An 18,357-nucleotide genomic window follows, 5' to 3' on the forward strand; every position below is an offset into this window, starting at 1 on the left:
TTCTCAACTTCAAAACCGCCTGACTCGCGTACTCCGGTGCACGCGATTGTTACCCCCGCGATGGCGGCACCATGCGGACGACGGGATCGGTTGTCAGCGTCCGCAGTTGTCCGGCAGTTTGTTCGTCAAGATAGTATAAAATCGTTGATTGCCCGTTGTCGATGCCGTAGAAGTAGCGGCCGTCACGTTCAAGGTCAGAGAGGATGACGTTTACGGTGTCCGCGTCAGCCCAATCGTCATTGACGATCGGTGTAAGTGATCGAGTTTGTCCGTCCAGTGTATATTCCAGCGTTGCAACGCCAGCATCCACGTCGACACTGTCCGTAACACCCGACATGTAATTGCTGACGCCTGCGAGTTCTGCCAATCGGTTTACAATCCGGACGTAGTCACCGTTTTCCACAATGCATTCAGCGTCGAAGTTCCAAGCCACGGACGAGAAGTAGCGGCCCCACGGTTCGCGTTCAATCTCGGAGCCAAGAATGAATAGCAGGGCGTCGAACGGTTGCTTTTCATATTCAGCGCGGTCGTAAGAGTAGAGCAGGTCCTCAACCGTCGCACCTTCATTAAGTTTGATGCCTATGGCGTCGAGTGCAGCGAGTTGTTCTTCCAGAGTCATTTGTTGTTTGCTGTCGCTTGCAGTTGGTTTGCTAGTACAGCCGATAGCCGCGAGTAGGACGAAAACTGCGAAGAGGGATCGCTGCATGCAAATTCAGTGGGGTAACGTCGGCGATCACCCCGCCCGAGCGATTGAGGTAGATCTGAAAAATCGGATTTTGGCGAGGGCTGGGGTGGATCGCATGGTTCCCGGCTCGCGCGCCGATCCCGAGCGCATCCGGGCCCGCCAATACATTCCATTACGGTACCGAACTCCAAACCCGCTTGCAATCATTTTCGAGTCCTGGGAATCAGATTGACTTTATTGCGAGCATCTTCGCCTGGGACGGTAGAGCATTAGTTCATTGAAGGTATCTCCCGAACAACTTCGGTAGCATCACGTTCGTCCGGAGAGGACGCATTTACCACTGGTGCAATCGACTGCAAGTTGCGAGCAAACGTATCGATCAGTACTCGCAACTTCTGCGCGAAACAATCATCGAGCATGGACTATCAATGGACGCTTGCAGAGAGACCAAGTTCAGGCCCGAAGAGCTCTCCGCCGGGAACGGTTGCGATCACCTCGCCCGAGCGGCAGAGGTAGATCTGAAAAATCGGAGTATGGCGAGGGCTGGGGTGGATCGCATGGTTCCCGGCTCGCGCCACGATCCGAAGCGCATCCGGGCCCGCCAATTCATTCCATTACGGTACGGTAGTCCAAACCCGCTTGCAATCATTTTTGAGTTCCGGGAGCCAGACTGACTGTATTGCGAGCATCTTCGCCTGGGACGGCAGTGGAAAATTTAATTGGAGGTATCTCGCGAGCAACCTCAGCAGCATCAGGTTCGTCCGCAAAGGATGCAGTTGGCACTGGTTCAACCGATAGCAAGTTGCGAGGCAAGCGCATCGATCAGTACTCGAGGCTTGTTCGCGCGCACCAATCATCGAGCATGGGCTTTCAATGGACGATTGCAGAGAGACCAAGTTTAGGCCCGAAGAGCTTGACGCCGGGAACGGCGGCGATCACCTCGCCCGAGCGGTTGAGGTAGATTTGAAAAATCGGAGTATGGCGAGGGCTGGGGTGGATCGCATGGTTCCCGGCTCGCGCCACGATCCGGAGCGCATCTAGGCCCGCCAATTCATTCCATTACGGTACCGTAGTCCAAACCCGCTTGCAATCATTTTTGAGTTCCGGGAGCCCGATTGACTTTATTGCGAGCATCTTCGCCTGGGACGGCAGTGGGAAATTTAATTCGAGGTATCTCGCGAGCAACTTCGGCAGCATCAGGTTCGTCCGGAAAGGACGCAGTTGGCACTGGTTCAACCGATAGCAATTTGCGAGGCAAGCGCGTCGATCAGTACTCGAGGCTTGTTCGCGCGCACCAATCATCGAGCATGAGCTTTCAATGGACGATTGTAGACAGACCAAGTTCAGGACCGAAGAGCTTGACCCGGGAACGGCGGCGATCACCTCGCCCGAGCGGTTGAGGTAGATTTGAAAAATCGGAGTATGGCGAGGGCTGGGGTGGATCGCATGGTTCCCGGCTCGCGCCACGATCCGAAGCGCATCCGGGCCCGCCAATTCATTCCATTACGGTACCGTAGTCCAAACCAGCTTGCAATCATTTTTGAGTTCCGGGAGCCCGATTGACTTTATTGCGAGCATCTTCGCCTGGGACAGCAGTGGAAAATTTAATTGGAGGTATCTCGCGAGCAACTTCGGCAGCATCAGGTTCGTCCGGAAAGGACGCAGTTGGCACTGGTTCAACCGATAGCAAGTTGCGAGGCAATCGCATCGATCAGTACTCGAGACTCGTTCGCGCGCACCAATCATCGAGCATGGGCTTTCAATGGACGATTGCAGAGAGACCAAGTTTAGGCCCGAAGAGCTTGACGCCGGGAACGACGGCGTTAACGCGGCGGGCACGCTGGACCATGACTTCAAAACCCGCGTGACCGCCCGCTCGCGTTCAACGCTTGGTTCGCATCCTGCGATGTGTTCAATTCATACTCCTCCTGGACTCACCGTAGCGATCCAGAGGAAATGAAGACCTGCGGTAACATTTGCGACAATACTAATCAGGGCACAGGAAACAATAAGAAGCCTTAAGGGCTGTTTCGAACTCCAAGTGGTGGCAGCAGCGATTACCAAGAGAATAATCGCGATCAACCATACAAGCAGTACAAGCTGGAGAAAATTCCACAGCCAAGGGACGGCCGCAGCCTGCCAAAGGGAGGCCAAAACTAGGGTCGCAGCCCACGCGCCGGCCAATCCCACGGATCGTAGATCCAACCGGTTGGCACTCAGCAAGAGGATTGTCCATACGACCGCAGCCACGAACGACACAATAAAATAAGCCAGAAAAGGATTCATGATAGGCGCCAAAACTCGGTGTCTCAAATCCATTCTCTATTCACGATGCGAACGGTTGCGATCACCTCGCCCGAGCGGCAGAGGTAGATCTGAAAAATCGGAGTATGGCGAGGGCTGGGGTGGATCGCATGGTTCCCGGCTCGCGCCACGATCCGAAGCGCATCCGGGCCCGCCAATTCATTCCATTACGGTACGGTAGTCCAAACCCGCTTGCAATCATTTTTGAGTTCCGGGAGCCAGACTGACTGTATTGCGAGCATCTTCGCCTGGGACGGCAGTGGAAAATTTAATTGGAGGTATCTCGCGAGCAACCTCAGCAGCATCAGGTTCGTCCGCAAAGGATGCAGTTGGCACTGGTTCAACCGATAGCAAGTTGCGAGGCAAGCGCATCGATCAGTACTCGAGGCTTGTTCGCGCGCACCAATCATCGAGCATGGGCTTTCAATGGACGATTGCAGAGAGACCAAGTTTAGGCCCGAAGAGCTTGACGCCGGGAACGTTTGGCATAACCGGGCCGCCGCGGTTGATGCTCCATCTGAAAACGGGCGACCGGCGGCTCCGCGTTCATGCCATTGTTATCTGCTGTTTGCTCGCGACCGTTGGAGTTCACGACGTTCTTTGCGCAAGGCGGGCGAGCTTACCGACCGTTCTCTGAGGTATTTCAAACTGTCGAGGTGCTTGAGGCCTTCGGCAGTGAAATGTTCTGATGCAATCCGGAGTGTCTTCAATTTCTTGCAGCGATCCGCGAGTAGGCGGAGTGATTCGTCCGTCAGATCTGGCGAATTCAACCAAAGTTCCTCCAAACCCGACAATCGCTTCGTGATTGTCGCGACGAACTTATCGGTGAATTGTCCATCGTGAATCACCAATTTACGAAGCGTCTTGGCGGCACTCAGATGATCGGCGCAGCCATCCGTGCAAATCGGTGCGTCGTCATACCCGTTGTCGGCATTGAATTCGAGGGTGTGAATCTTGGGAAGCAAGGCGACAAATCTGAGATCATCATCATTTATGCCGTCTTTGCACAGATGAACTTCCTGCAGGTTTTTCAATTGTCCCAGCTTCAGAAGATCGCCTTCAATCGTGACGTATTCACAGTCTATTCCCGCGTATCCCATGGTGATTCGAGCGATACTGACAGAGCGAGACAGTTGATCGATATCTTGCGTAGTCAATTCCGTTCCGTAGTCGAACGCCACGCTTTCCGGCTTCCCGTTCTTGTACGACCAGTGCCCCTTCGAGATCGGCGGCTGTGAAAAGGCTACTTGCGGCGGCCCAAACATCGACAGCGAAGCCAGAATGATTGCGATGGTGACTTTCATCGAGAATCTCAGTTCAGTTTTGCGTTGCCCAATTGCAGAGCAGATAACAATGTAATGAACCCTACTGAGTAAGGTCGTATTCGGGAACTTCCGCAATACGATCAAAGTGAGTCAGGTCGTTTGACCTAAATCGCGAAAGCCATCAATTAATCGCGGAAGCCACCAATATGGAGAAGCAGCTTACCCAATCTGCCAGGTAAATGCAACAATGTCTTTTTAATGGATCAATTTGGCGACATTTTCAACGTCGAAACTGGTGGGCCGCAATTGAGGGGTAAGTAAATGCTGTCGTCGGCGACTCGACGAGCCTCGCCGCCCCAATCGTGCAATTCATGGCATTGAAGCGTGGCAACTGGTCGAGCTCTCGATGAGCCGAGAACATGCCGACTTTGTGCGGGTCGTTGGGGTCGATGTAGCTGGCATGTGTGTAGGCAATTGTGCGACCCCGCCCCCAGCTTGCTGGGCTGAGTCATCTTTCAGAAATGCGCGGGAGCGGCGCGTGAGGATGCTGACCGTCGGCTGTTGGTGACGAGTGATATTAGCGCACAACAACCTTAGTGCGTCTGACGGGTTAAGCGTCTAGCCAATGCGCCAACTCGACCAGTTTCGGCGCGCTATGCGGGTCGCACAATCACTTTGCCGCGTTGTTTTCGATAAACGCGCACGGCAGTATCGGTGTCAATGAATTCACCTTCGGTGGCAACGTCCACGATCTCATCGGCAAACTGCGCTTTACCACTCGGTCGCAACGGTGACACGGTGCGTCCCAAATCGCCGATTCCCAAACGTTCCCAGGGAGAAAGTTGAACCGGTTTATTGCTCGCCGCAAAGGTGTTTCCACCGGCCCCGCCGAGGGCTGGAGGTTCCAAGACCAAGCGGCGGAAAAGAGGTAAATTACCAAGTTGGTCGGCGAGTAGAAAAACACCAATCACAAAAGCTGTTAAAGCTCCGCAAACGGCTAACAGATTCCAGCCCAGGTCGGACCAACCGCCACCGCTTTGTGGCAACAGCACGCGCTGCGACGCCATTACCAGCGAGAGAATCAACAGGAAAGCACCGCTGATCCCCGCGACTCCGAAGCCCGGAATCAGAAAGAACTCGGCGGCGATAAAAGCGAGCGCCATCAGGAACAGAGTGACCTCCAGCCAACCGGCCGTGCCACCCAAAAAGCGACTCCAAAAAAACAACGAAAAACAGAGCAGCGACACCAAGCCGCCAATGCTGATGCCGGGAGCCGACAATTCCAGCACGAGCGCTAGCAGGCCAATCAAAATCAACAACGCGGTGATCCAAAAGGAATTCAGCCAATCGATCAACGTGTCGACCCAAGTCCACGCCAGCACCTTGGCGGGACGTTCCGCGCCGATCTGCCCGAGAACCTCATCCAAGCTACGACTCGTCCCCTCGGCCAATCCCAATTCAACCGCGCGTCGGCCGTTGACGGTGAGAAAATTTCGTTCCCGAGTTTCAAACACCGGCGGCCCTTGCAGCCAATCCTCTTGGTCGGCCAGCGACTCCCAGCCCGCCTCAGTGAAATAAGCTTGGCGACCATCCTCTTTGTGCGTTGCCGAAAAGACGGTGACATCTTTGTCGACCATCGCCTCAGCCAACGCGGCTGGGCGGTCGCGGTTCTCGGCCAAGGTGCGGATGCTGGCCACCACCGGGCTCCGCTGTTTTTCCTCCACGTACTGGAAAGGAGAAAAGAGGCCTCCCACGATCACACCAACGTCACCCATTTGTGCTTCGGGATGCATTTCAATGCGATCGCAAGCCAAGGCCAACATGGCGGCCCCGCTGTAAGCCGAATTGCGAATGAAGGCCACCGTTTCCACCTGCTCCGCGGCGGTGATGACTTCCGTCATTTCCAAAGTCGTGTCCAGCCTGCCCCCCGGGCTGTCGATGTCGAGCACGATCACTTCTGCGCCGGCAGCCAGGGCCGTTTCAAAATTACGTTGGAAAAACCCCTGCAAACTGGGGTTAATTTCACCATCCAAGGGGATCACGTAAGTTAACCGCCCTTCTTCCCCCCGCTCACCCGCAGCCCGCTCGCCCGCAGCTTGTTCGCCCGCAGCTTGTTCACCCGCAGCCCGCTCGCCTATAGGCTGTTCTGGCTGTTCGACATTTGAGGCTTCCGGGTTGGGGGCTTGCCCCATGCCGTCGCTAGTCCAGCCAACAGCGAGCATTCCCACCGCCAGCAGGCAAAACGACAGCACACAGGCGGCTCTCAAAGCGTTGCCGGGATGATTCGAGGGGAGCAGGAATTTACTTGTCATTTCAATTCGCGAACCTTGAGTAACGATTCTGGGTGGCCTTATTTTCTGCTCAATCCTTGAACATGTCGACCAGGGCTAGCGGGTGGGGGCGGTTTGGTCCGCGACTTGCCTAAGAGAAAGATACACCCGATGGCCAATGGTCGTCGGACAGCGGGCCGTAACAGAGAAGAGGCACCTGAAACTGCCGCTGTCGACCCTCGTGGAAAACCATGCTGACCCGCAAAAAGGCTTCGATTTACTGACTTTTTTGCCGCTTCAGTCTGTCATTTCCCACGTTGGGTCGGTGTTTTATTCTTTCTCCGAAACCAAGCGGGGCAATTCTTGCGCCCCGACCAGCTGTTTGGCACGCTGGCCAAATCGCGGCAAAACGCCCCAGTCGGACAGCAAAAAGCTTGAGCATTTTGCTACACCTTAGGCGTTAAGTCACCGCCGCCGGGGCGCGACTTTGAGATTTTCATTTTTTTTACCGCCCAGCAGCTTGCCAGTAAGGCGTCAGTCCGGCACACCGCTTGCACGCTGCTCGGTTGTCCGAAAACGCTACCAACTGTGCTAAGCAAGGCACCACAATTGCCTCAGACGATTGCCTCAGACGATTGCCTCCGGTGAGGCGTTGGTCGTCCGCGTTTGGTCATCCTAATTCGAAAGCGAGTCACGCTAATGAAGACGAATATTCACCAAACCGCTGCTACTTCGATCCTCCGCAAGCAAATTTCACGGTTGCTGATCGTGAGCTTGATTGGCTTTCCAGGCCTGGCGCTCACGGCGGGCTGCGATCGCGACGTGGCGGAAATTGAGACCCAAGGCGGCGTGGTGGAAATCGAAGAAGACCCGTTGACGGGTGACCGCGAACTGGAGGTCGAGGACTGATCGCCGCCAAGCGATATTACTGGACAATACTACTAAACTACTAGGCGATGATCGGCTCGATCACATTGCCGTAGACATCGGTCAGCCTGAAGTCACGACCGGCGTAACGATACGTCAAGCGCTGGTGATCGAGCCCGAGCAAATGCAGCACGGTGGCGTGCCAGTCATGGATATGGCAGCGATCGGTGACGGCTTCGTAACCCAGTTCATCGGTTTCACCGTAGCTGAAACCACCCTTTACGCCTCCGCCGGCCATCCACAGCGTATAGCCTTTATTGTTGTGGTCACGCCCGTCGCCGTTTTGACCATCGGGCGTGCGGCCGAACTCGCCTCCCCAGATCACCAGCGTGTCTTCGAGCATGCCGCGTTCTTTGAGGTCTGCCAGCAGCCCGGCGATGGGGCGGTCGATCTCTTGGCAACGCTGTGGTAGCTGCGTCGATAGTTGATTGTGATGATCCCAGTTGCGGTGGGTGATTTCGATGAATCGCACCCCGGACTCGGCAAACCGGCGAGCCAGCAAACACTGCCTGCCAAAATCTGCCGTGCTGGGGTCGTCGAGTCCGTAGAGCCGCGTAGTTCGCTCCGACTCTCCAGACAAGTCCATCAGTTCGGGGAGCGCTCCTTGCATACGGAAGCCGAGTTCGAGCGACTCGATCGCTCCCTCAATCCCGGGATGATTATCCTGGCGTTGCAGACTGGTTCGATTGAGTTGCTGAATGAAGTCGAGTTGCTGGCGTTGGGCGGAATCTGACAGCTGAGGATTGTCAATGTCAGGAAATTCGTTTCCAGCTTGGTCTCCTTGGCGACGACGGACTAAACGGCGTCCACCGCGACCACCCAAGGGAGTTCCCTGATAGACCGCAGGCAAGAACGCGCTGCCAATGTTTTGCGCACCCGGCGTATTCATGGCGATGAACCCTGGCATACTTTGATTCTCACTGCCCAATCCATAAAGCGCCCAAGCGCCCAGCGAAGGGCGAACAAACTGGGGATTGCCGGTGTGCATTTGCGTCAAAGCTCGTGGATGCACCGGTTGGTCGCAATGCATCGAACGGATCAGGCAAAGTTCATCGGCTTGCTCGCTCAATTGGGGAAACAGATCGGAGATCCATAACCCGCTTTCACCCCGCTGGCGAAAATCCCACTGGGGAGCGAGCAGCTGACGATTCCGCTTACCCGCTTTGCCCTGGCCTTTGACGAGCTCTGGTTTGTAATCGAATGTATCGACGTGCGATGGTCCACCTTGCATACAAAGAAAAATAACTCGTTTGGCGCGGGCAGGAAAATGAGGCGGCTTGGCTGCCAGTGGGTTGGCGTTATCCGAACCTGCTCCCGCGATCTCCGGGCCGCTGGGTAAATCCTCAGCTTGCAAGGTGCTTAGGCCTGCAAACGCCAAGAAGCCAAAACCGGCTGACGCGGTTTGCAGCCAGTGACGGCGCGAATCAAGTTCGCTGGGTTGATTAGGCAGACGCATGGCGAGACCTCGTGTTGAGACTAGAGACGAATTTCAGGAATCGCAGGGCGGCTAACGCCACGGCGACTGAGGCTTTGGGATCACATTCAGGGAACGTAGCGGAACTCGGCAGCCGCAAGCAGGGCTTGACAAAACTGAGTTAATGGCTCCAGTTCCGTGGTATCGCTGCCGCCAGCATTGGGGAAATTACGCGCGATGAAATTGCGAGCTTGTTCGCGGCCATCCGGAAGCTCGGCCAAGCCGGGCATGCCCTGTGCCAAGCGCGCCCGCAACATCTCCCGGCGACTCATTCGACGCCGTTCGGTTAGAGTGGCAACGGCCAGCGGTTCGCGGGTTTGATCCCTAGCGGTCTGTTGCAAAAAACGCAAGCTTCGCGTCCGTTCGGCACTGGTCGGAGCGCGGCCAAAAGCGGTCTGGAAGGCCAACTCAACAGCCTCAGCGGGCGAAGAACTTTCGCTTTGCAGGCGACGGGCAAAAGCGATACTTTGATCGATGACGAATGGATTGTTTAGCAGGTATAAAGATTGGATCGCCGTGTTTGATGTTTCGCGTTGGCCCACGATCATGTTGGGTTCAGCGAAATCAAAAACCTCTAAGCTGCGCGGCACCGCGTTGCGAGCGATTGGCAAGTAGACGGAACGATAATTCGCGGTAAATTCCGAGAGGGGTTGTGGACGCGAGCGAAGCCCGTTGACCGGCAAAGCCAAACCACCGGGACCGAGGACCGTGGTGCCCACTGCGGCAATCGCCGAACCGCGGGGGCGCGCCCAGTCGATCATTTCGCTGGCGACCAGCATGGCGTCGCGAATCGCTTCGGCTTCTAAACGTCGACGATTGCCCCGCGCGTACCACTCGTTTTCCAAGTCTTTTTGGCGACTGGCGGGAGCGACTTGACTGGAAAGTTGATAAGCTCGCGAGGTGGCAATCTCACGGATCATCGTCTTGAGCGACCACCCTGAATCCATGAACTGGACGGCCAAGTGATCTAACAACTCGGGGTGCGTCGGCGGTTGCCCTGAAAAGCCAAAGTTCTCGGTTTCAGCCACTAACGGCTTGCCCATCAGGTGCAGCCAAATGCGATTGACCATCACCCGGGCGGTGAGCGGATTTTGACGATCGGTCAACCACTGAGCCAACTCCAAGCGACCGCTGGAGTCGGCCGGGATCGCCGGGCCGGGGCCGATCACTTGCACAAAGCCTCGTTCCACCTTGCCCGCTGGTTGGTTGATTTCTCCCCGCACCAACAAGGATGCTGAGGTCGGTTGTTCGGCATCTTGGACACCCAGGCAAAAAGCTTGCGGCTGCCCAGACTCGTCATATTGATTTAAACGATTCTTCAGCAACGTGACTTCCCGCTCCGCCGCCCGGACTTTGGCTTGCGCTTGTTGCAGGTTATTGCCAGTCTGTTTGGTGTTGCCGGAGGCTGGTCGATTCAAACGCAGGAAGTCACGTTGCAAGCTGGTCACTTCGGCCTGCTTTTCGGCTAAGCGACTCTTTAGTTCTGCCAATTCCGCTGGCTCGATTGCTGGTTGGTCAAGGTTTTCCAGCGGTAGCACCAAGAGATTGCTCGATTGGCGTAATTGGCGTGAAACAAGCCCGCCAAAATAGGTTTCTGAACTTTCAAAGATGCCAGCCAGGGCATAATAATCAGTCTGTGGGATCGGATCGAACTTGTGATCATGACAGCGAGCACAAGCGACTGAGATGCCCAAGATGGCTCGCGTGGTGACGTCGATCTGTTCGTCAACTTGGTCGGCAATAAATTGCCGTGGATTCCGCTCGGTCAAAGTCTTGGGACCGAGCGCCAGAAAACCGGTGGCAATCAAGTTGTTCGCCCAGTCTCGGTCGTTGTCGACCGGTAATAGATCGCCGGCGACTTGAGCGCGAATGAATTGGTCATAAGGCATGTCGGCGTTCCAAGCGTCGATCACCCAGTCGCGATACCGCCAAGCATGCGGAAACGTTAATTCCACTTCCTTGCCGCTTGATTCGGCGTAGCGGGCAACGTCCAACCAGTGCCGTCCCCAGCGTTCACCGAACTGTGGCAAGCTCAATAAGTGATCGACTTCGGCAGCGATCGCCGCGGCCGCATCGACGCGATGGGCGCGGCTGAATGCTGTTTGTCGCTGCGGGGTGGGAGGCAAGCCGACGAGATCAAAATGCAATCTGCGAAGGATGGTCGAAGCGGCAGCATCCGCAGCCAATTCGAGTTCTGCTCGTTCAATTCCCGCCAGCAGAAATGTGTCGACGTCGTTCCATCGCCAAGCGCCTTGCGCGACCGGCGGCAGGGGATGCGATTGCGGAGGCTGGAAAGCCCAGTAGGAACGGCCGGCGACGATGTCCTCGGCACTGACCGTGGAGCGAATTTCGCTGAGGTCGACACGTCGCGGATCGGGCGCGCCCATCTCAATCCACTGGCGAAAATCTGCAATCGTCTCAGCCGACAATTTGCGATTGGGCGGCATCTCAAAATCGAGATGGTTCATTGCTGTCCAGAGCAATGATTCCTCGGGATCATGCGGTACGACGGCGGGCCCCGATTGGCCGCCACCGAGCAAGCCTTGGCGGCTGTCGACGGTCAAGCCACCGCGAATCGAGTTGCCCTCGCTGGAGTGACAACTGTAGCAATGTTCGACGAGCACCGGTCGAATTTTAGTCTCAAAAAACTGCAATTCGCTTGGCGAAAGCGTTTCCGTTTCAGCCGCTTCAGGAGCCTGGCCACGACTGCTGACCGGGAGACCGACCAGCAGTGAAACCAGCAGCAAACAAGCGGGAGCCTTTAGCCGGCAGGTAAGATTTGCGATCATCGGACTTTGCCACTGAAACTGAGGAAACAACCAAAAACGCTGCGCAGACCCGACCGTTGGCTTAGATTCCGTCGGGACGTGTTGGTTTGACGCCCGAGCCATCGCCGCGTCCGGGGCGGCCACCCGCCTGACCTGGGCGACCACCACCGCGGCGCTGCGCAATGGCTTTTAATTCGTCTTTGTCAATCGCGCCATCGCCGTTGGTATCAAGTCGTTCTAAACGCTCGCGCATCTGCTCGGGGATCTCATCGCCGCTGAGCTTGCCGTCGCCGTTGGCATCGTTGTTGTCGAACATTCTCGCCATCATCGCGGCGCCCCGCTGGCCACCGTCGGCCCCCGCGCCCGCACCTGGGCCACCACCGGCCGGTGCGGCGGGTCGTAGTTCTTCGATGGTTAACTTGCCGTCGCCGTTCTTGTCTAATTTTTTCAGGCTAGCCGTGGCCTGAGCGATTTCGCTGGCGGAAATAACGCCGTCGCCATCGGAGTCGAGCGCCATCATGACGGGCAGACGCATCAGCATGGCTGGACCCGCTCCACCTCGCTGGCCAGTTGTGCCCCGTTGCCCCGCAGCACCTCGTTGACGGCCACCCTCGGGTCGCTCGCCGTTGGCCCCCTCACGCTGCCGTGCTTCGCGACGTTTCTGACGCTCTTCTTTGCTCGGCTCTTGAGCTAGTGACGGGGCGGCGACGCAGCAAGCTACAGTCAAGCAGGTTAACATCTGGCGAAACTTCATGATCAAACTCCGGGCGATTTGGATTGAGTAGAGTACATTGCTGGGGGGGAGCAGAAAAGTTCGCTCCCTGTTGGGTACCGACGCGGGAAACTGCTAATCCACAAAGAAAATACCTTTTTCTTTCTTCCCTACTGGAAAAAATGGTGCGACCAGGTGAGCAACCGGGAACTTAGCAGCGATTCGCGACGTTTAGTCGGCGAGGGCCAGGTGGCGTTGGCTGAGCTATTTTCGCAATATCGCGAGCGATTGCAGCGGTTGGTGGAGTTTCGCCTCGACCCGCGGATTCGTGGCCGCGTCGATGCGGCCGACGTGCTGCAAGAGGCTTTTTTGCAAATTTCCAAGCGACTGGACGAATATCGACAAGCGCCTCTGGTCTCCTGCTTTGTCTGGATCCGCCAGCAAACGTTACAGACCTTAATTGACATCCAACGTGGTCAATTTCGTGAAAAACGCGATCCGCAACGGGAGGTCCAGCGTTTAAGTGATGGTGATCACGACGGCACCAGCATCGCCATTGCGAACTATTTGATCGCCGAAATGACCTCGCCCAGCCAGGCGGTCGCCAAAGTGGAGGAGGCGGAACAGCTGCGACGGGCGTTGGCGAGCATGCCGGAAATGGATCGTGAAGTATTGGCCCTGCGGCACTTTGAATTGCTAGGTAACCAAGAGGTGGCAGAAGTTCTCGGCATCAGCCCCACGGCGGCCAGCAACCGTTATGTGCGAGCGGCGGCCAAGTTGGGCGAGATTTTGCAAATGCTCGATTCACCGTCCCGAAAAGGCCCAGCGTCCCGACAAGGCCCAGCGTCCTTAGAAGGCCCAGCGTCCCCAGAAGGCCCAGCCTGATGAGCGAAGAGCGACATCCCGTCGATGTGCTGGCTGACGAATTCGCCAGCCGCTTGCGTGGCGGTGAACAACCGACGATTGCCGATTATGAGGCCCGGCATCCCCAGCACGCGGCGCTCATCCGCTCCGTCTTTCCCTCCATTGCCCGCTTGGAACAAGCCCGCTCCGCGCAGAGCAGCGCCCGTTCATCAGCGAATGCGCTGCGGCTCTCCCCGGAACCTTTAAATATCCCCAAGGTGCTGGGTGATTTCCAACTGCTGCATGAGCTGGGCCGCGGCGGCATGGGGGTCGTTTACGAAGCGCGACAACAATCATTGCAGCGGCGTGTGGCGATCAAAATGATGGCTCAACCCCAGCATGATGTCCAGCGCCGGCGAGAACGTTTTCGCCGTGAAGCGGAGGCGGCCGCCGGTTTACACCATACTAACATTGTCGCCATCTATGGCACCGGGCAAGATGAACACTGCCTATATTATGCCATGCAATTGATTGAAGGGCATTCGCTCTGCCGCGTGATCAACAACCTGCGGGAGCATCGAGCCCAATCAGCAGTTCCTCATAACTCATCTTCTAACAAATCAGCATCTAGCAACCCAGCAAAATTACCAGCCGACGAATCGGAGCATTTGCTTGCCACGTTGTGCCGGCAATTGGGGACACCTTTTTCGGAAACTTATTTTCGTAATTTGGCGGAACTGGTAGCCAACGCTGCCAGCGGGCTGGCGCATGCCCATGAACATGGTGTGCTGCATCGCGACATCAAGCCGAGCAATTTGATGTTGGACCGCGAAGGTACGATTTGGATCACCGACTTTGGGGTCGCCAAACAAACCCAACTGGCCGACATGACGCAAGCCGGCGAGATTGTTGGTACGCTGCGATACATGGCGCCCGAGCAGATGCGTGGCGAGAGTGACCCACGGAGCGATTTATATAGTTTGGGATTGGTGCTATACGAGTTGGTCACGCTGCGAGCCGCCGTGCAACTCGGTCCCGATCTCGAGCAAGGCGCTGATCTCCGGCAAGACGCTGATCCCCGGCAAGACGCTAGGCTACATTCAACTAAGCCACAGCCGACTAAGCCACAGCCGACTAAGCCACATTCAACGAAGCCAAAGACGGGGTATGCCGCGACGCGATTTTCGGATCCGTTGGTGAACGCTCTGATTGGCCAGCCGGTGCGTCGTCCTTTGCTGGATTGCCAGCAATTACCGCGGGACCTCGAAGTCATTTTGCTAAAAACGCTAGCTCCTGAACCGGAGGATCGTTATCAAACGGCGGCCCAGTTGGAAGAGGACCTGCGTCGCTTTGCGGCCGATCGGCCGATTCTCGCCAAGCCCGAATCGGCTGTGCGCAAACTTCGTCGCTTGGCACGCCGCAATCCGGCGGTAGTGGGGCTCACCGCCGCAGCCCTTGGTTTACTGGTCACGGTTGCCGCGTTGTTAGCAATTGGCAACCAGCAACAGCGTCGAGCCTTGCAACGGATTGAAGCTGAATTTAATCGGGCTGAGACGAATCTGCAGGAAAAGGTTGCCGCGTTAGGGCAAGTCGATGCCGAGCGGACGCGGGCTGAAAACAATCTGCAGATGGCACTCGAAGCTTTCTCGCAAGTGATTACGAACTTGGGGGCCCGCGGTGGTACCGAGTCGCTGCTCGATGATTTGGCCGATGATGAAACGCTGGTGATGGCGGCCGATGCGGTGCTCAGCGAAGCCGATGTGCAACTGTTGGAGCAGTTGCTAGAATTCTTTGCTCGCTTTGCCGTGACCAACAGCGCTGACTTAAGCGCCGAATCGGCGGCTGCTCGGCAACGCATCGGTGATATTCAAAGACGCTTGGGGCGGCTCGACGCGGCGGTCGAATCTTATCAATTGGCGTTGGAGAGTTATCAACAATTTGCAAGTGAGAATCCGGCCGACAGCCGCTGGTTGTTTGCCCAAGTGACCGTACTGAATGAGTTGATGGTGGTTGCGGCCGAACGCGGCTTTGGCGGACAAGTCGTGCGGCTGTTTGAACAAGCGCGGGAGATTTTGCAAGCACGACCAGCAATTAACGACTCAGACGAAGGTAAATTTGCCACTGCCAAACTGTGCAACACGATGACGTCTTTGGGAACACGGCCTTGGTGGCAACGCCGGGCCGGGAACTTGACCCGCCCCCGCCGCGTTGTCACGCGCCGAAACGCAAACAACTCCGCCAGAGTCGAGGCGACAATCGGTGATGCATCGGCTGCGAACACGGCGACAGGTAATGACAACACTCCCGCTCAAAAAATTACTCAAGATCGTCTGCGTCGCGAGGCGGAAGCGAACGCACTGGCAACCAGCTTGTTGCATTCGCTGTTGGCCAACGCTCCAGAGAACGTGTCTTATCGGCTGACTTTGTCGCGGGCTTTGCGGGAGCAGGTGCGGATTGCCGAGATGCAAGGAGATTATGCGAAGGCGGAAGCCGCTTTGCAGCAAGCGATTGAGGTGGCCGAGCGGTTGTGCGAGCAATTTCCTGAATCGAACGCTTTTCTATTCGAGCTGGCCGAGACCTTGCGAGCGGGGGGGGCGATTCGCCGGGGCGACATGATGCGGCTGACGCGAGCTTTGAAGATCAGCGAGACCTTGATGCGTGAACAGCCCGAATCGATCGATTATCGGTCACTCCGCAGCGGCATCCTCAGTCGCATGGCGATGACACAGTTTGCAGGAGGTAATCTTTCGCGAGCGGCTGAAGCGATGGGGCGTGCGCTTGCCGACCAACGGTTGATTGCCATCCGCCAGCCAGACGTGGCCGTTTACCAAATGGCGATGGTTGCCACGCTCACGCGGTTGGTGGAAATTCTCAATGAATTGGGAGAGCCCCAGCAAGCAATCGCGGCGATCGACGAAGTGTTGGCAACGCTTCGCCAGTTTCAACGTGAAGACAGCCTGAACAATCGTCGCATGCAGCGGTTGCGCCCCCTAATGGAGCGCTTGCGGCAGCGCAGCGAAGAATTGGCACAACAAAATCAGCTCGATGCGGATAACCAGCCAGAATTGAAGGGCCAGCGAGCGTTGCAGGGCCGGCCAGAAATGAAATAGCGGGAAGATTGCTTTTTCCGATGGTTGAGGAATCATTGTGAAAGCGGGGTCGGCAGGGTAAGTTGCCGGTTACGATCTTAGTAGCGGTGAAAATCAAGAAATTTTATTTGTAGGTAGCATGGTTCAGGCATTGCCAGTCGTTTCTGCGACACCCGAGGTCGACCAACGCGGTCGTCTGTTGGAACTCGATCGCGAGGCACTCCGCAATTGGTTTGTCGAGCAGGGGCAACCGGCTTTCCGCGCCGATCAAGTCCGTAAGTGGCTCTTTCAACGTCGGGCTAGTGAATTTGCCGAAATGACCGACTTGCCCAAGCCGGTGCGCGACAAATTGACCGAGTCATTTACGATCTTTTCGGCTCGGATTGTTGCTCATCAAAAGAGTCAGGATGGCACCGAGAAGCTATTGGTGGGGCTGGCGGGGGGGGGCGAAGTTGAATGCGTATTGTTACGCGACGGCAGCCGCCGCAGTATTTGCGTCAGCAGCCAAGTTGGTTGCGCGATGGGCTGTGTATTTTGTGCCAGCGGGCTCGATGGTGTCGAACGCAACCTCAGCGGAGGCGAGATCCTAGAGCAGATGTTGCTGTTGCAGCATTGTCTGGAGGCGGATCAGCGGCTCAGCCACATCGTGATGATGGGCATGGGGGAGCCGTTGGCCAATTTGCCCAACGTCTTAATGGCGCTCGGGCAGGCTCGTGCTGACGACGGGTTGGGAATCAGCCCCCGGCGAATCACGATCAGCACGGTGGGGTTGCCCCCCGCTATCGATCGGTTGGGGGAACATGGAGTGGCCTATAATTTGGCCGTCAGCCTGCACGCCCCCAACGATGCCCTGCGGAACGAGTTGGTGCCGGTCAATGACAAGATTGGGATTTCCAGTCTGTTGGCCGCCTCCGATCGCTATTTTCAAACGAGTGGCCGCAGGTTGACTTTTGAATACGTTCTATTGGGTGGATTGAATGATAGTGCTGAATGCGCTGATCAATTAGCGACCCTTCTGCGGCATCGCGGCGTATTGCTGAATGTCATTCCCTACAACCCGGTTGCCGGTCTGCCTTACAAGACACCCTCGGGCCATTCCATTCGCCGCTTTCGGGAGATTTTGGAGGGTGCTGGTGTGAATTTGCAATTCCGTCAGCGGAAGGGCAGTGAGATTGATGCTGCCTGTGGCCAACTGCGGCGCAATCGTGTACCCAGCTAGCGACAAACTGGCGGAACTCTCACTGGCTCGCGGGGTTGAATTGATTGTCGGGGGCGCACCAGTCGCGGAGTCTCAGGAAGATTTTGATTCCCTGAATGCAAATGGAAGAAGCGTTGACCGTTAGTCCTTCGACCGCTCTGCGATATCAGCAGTTAGACCCTGATGTGCGGTTGATGCTGCGCGTCCGTGATGACGACGCTGCGGCCTTTGAGGAGTTGGTACGTCGGTATCAAAACCGCTTGGTTCGTTTGATGGAGCATATGGGTCCGCGGCGTGATCAAGCAGAGGATTTAGCTCAGGAAACGATGCTGCGAGTCTTTCGAGCCAGAAAGCGATATCAGCCGGGAGCAAAGTTTAGCACTTGGTTGTTCACGATCGCTGGAAACGTGGCCCGCAATGCCTCGCGTGCTCAAGTGCGACGACGTGAAACTTCCGAGGTCGACAGTCCCAGCAGTCCGTCGGGAAACCAACCGGCGATGCTCGAGGGGATGGCGATGGAGCGAAGCGGTTTATTGCCGACTCGACAGTTGGAAGGTGCGGAGCGAGCCGCGATGGTTCGCCAAGCCATCCAATCGTTGGGAGAGCGACAACGGATGGCCCTGATGTTGTCCAAGTTTGAGGGCTTAAGCTATATCGAGATTGGGGAGGCGATGGATTTGTCAACCAAGGCCGTAAAGTCGCTTCTGAGTCGGGCGCGGATTAATTTGAAAGAGGCGTTGGAGCCTTACATGGGCGAGGATTATCCAGCCGACGCGCCCGCAGCATCGCCGGAAGCAGCATCGCCGGAAGACGAGGATTGAA

At 56.5% G+C, this 18,357-nt stretch carries 11 protein-coding genes; 5 read left to right on the forward strand and 6 right to left on the reverse strand.

The annotated features are described in order from the left end of the window. Nucleotides 1-49 precede the first annotated feature (49 nt). The 3 genes from SH139x_RS24105 to SH139x_RS24115 all read right to left on the reverse strand — a co-directional run bounded on the left by SH139x_RS24105 (nt 50) and on the right by SH139x_RS24115 (nt 6,566). Nucleotides 50-619 carry a hypothetical protein gene (locus SH139x_RS24105; RefSeq protein WP_488352303.1) on the reverse strand — a complete coding sequence of 190 codons (570 nt, stop codon included), beginning with the start codon at nt 617-619 and terminating at the stop codon, nt 50-52. A gap of 2,927 nt (nt 620-3,546) precedes the next feature. After that, nucleotides 3,547-4,293 (reverse strand): hypothetical protein, encoded by a 747-nt coding sequence (locus SH139x_RS24110; protein ID WP_488352108.1) that lies wholly within the window; start codon nt 4,291-4,293, stop codon nt 3,547-3,549. A gap of 614 nt (nt 4,294-4,907) precedes the next feature. After that, nucleotides 4,908-6,566 (reverse strand): NfeD family protein, encoded by a 1,659-nt coding sequence (locus tag SH139x_RS24115; RefSeq protein ID WP_488352304.1) that lies wholly within the window; start codon nt 6,564-6,566, stop codon nt 4,908-4,910. Nucleotides 6,567-7,223: 657 nt separating this feature from the next. Here SH139x_RS24115 and SH139x_RS24120 point away from each other — a divergent pair. Beyond that, a complete protein-coding gene (locus SH139x_RS24120; RefSeq protein WP_488352305.1) occupies nt 7,224-7,433 on the forward strand; it encodes a hypothetical protein in 210 nt (69 codons plus the stop codon). A 40-nt stretch (nt 7,434-7,473) separates the two neighbouring features. On the opposite strand, the gene SH139x_RS24125 is transcribed toward SH139x_RS24120, so the two are convergent. From SH139x_RS24125 to SH139x_RS24135, 3 genes are all read right to left on the reverse strand, one after another. Beyond that, nucleotides 7,474-8,907: a DUF1501 domain-containing protein gene (locus SH139x_RS24125; protein ID WP_488352306.1), complete on the reverse strand. Its 1,434-nt coding sequence runs from the start codon at nt 8,905-8,907 to the stop codon at nt 7,474-7,476. 86 nt (nt 8,908-8,993) lie between these two features. Further along, on the reverse strand, nt 8,994-11,714 hold the full coding sequence (locus SH139x_RS24130; RefSeq protein ID WP_488352307.1) for a PSD1 and planctomycete cytochrome C domain-containing protein: 2,721 nt from the start codon (nt 11,712-11,714) through the stop codon (nt 8,994-8,996). Between the two features lie 61 nt (nt 11,715-11,775). Continuing rightward, complete coding sequence (locus SH139x_RS24135) at nt 11,776-12,447, reverse strand: EF-hand domain-containing protein (protein ID WP_488352308.1); 672 nt, start codon at nt 12,445-12,447, stop codon at nt 11,776-11,778. Nucleotides 12,448-12,600: 153 nt separating this feature from the next. Between SH139x_RS24135 and SH139x_RS24140 the strand changes: the two genes are divergently transcribed. From SH139x_RS24140 to SH139x_RS24155, 4 genes are all read left to right on the forward strand, one after another. After that, the gene (locus tag SH139x_RS24140; RefSeq protein WP_488352309.1) at nt 12,601-13,290 is read left to right on the forward strand and encodes a sigma-70 family RNA polymerase sigma factor; all 690 of its coding nucleotides are present in this window, start codon (nt 12,601-12,603) and stop codon (nt 13,288-13,290) included. Then, the gene (locus SH139x_RS24145) at nt 13,290-16,358 is read left to right on the forward strand and encodes a protein kinase domain-containing protein (RefSeq protein WP_488352310.1); all 3,069 of its coding nucleotides are present in this window, start codon (nt 13,290-13,292) and stop codon (nt 16,356-16,358) included. The genes SH139x_RS24140 and SH139x_RS24145 overlap by 1 nt, the downstream gene beginning before the upstream one ends. A gap of 118 nt (nt 16,359-16,476) precedes the next feature. Further along, the gene (gene rlmN / locus SH139x_RS24150; RefSeq protein WP_488352311.1) at nt 16,477-17,556 is read left to right on the forward strand and encodes a dual-specificity RNA methyltransferase RlmN; all 1,080 of its coding nucleotides are present in this window, start codon (nt 16,477-16,479) and stop codon (nt 17,554-17,556) included. A 137-nt stretch (nt 17,557-17,693) separates the two neighbouring features. Beyond that, nucleotides 17,694-18,356: a sigma-70 family RNA polymerase sigma factor gene (locus SH139x_RS24155; protein WP_488356073.1), complete on the forward strand. Its 663-nt coding sequence runs from the start codon at nt 17,694-17,696 to the stop codon at nt 18,354-18,356. The last annotated feature ends 1 nt before the right edge of the window (nt 18,357 follow it).

Origin of the sequence: Kothea flammea, from assembly GCF_052161645.1 — a bacterium.
Classification (GTDB): domain Bacteria; phylum Planctomycetota; class Planctomycetia; order Pirellulales; family Pirellulaceae; genus Laterigemmans.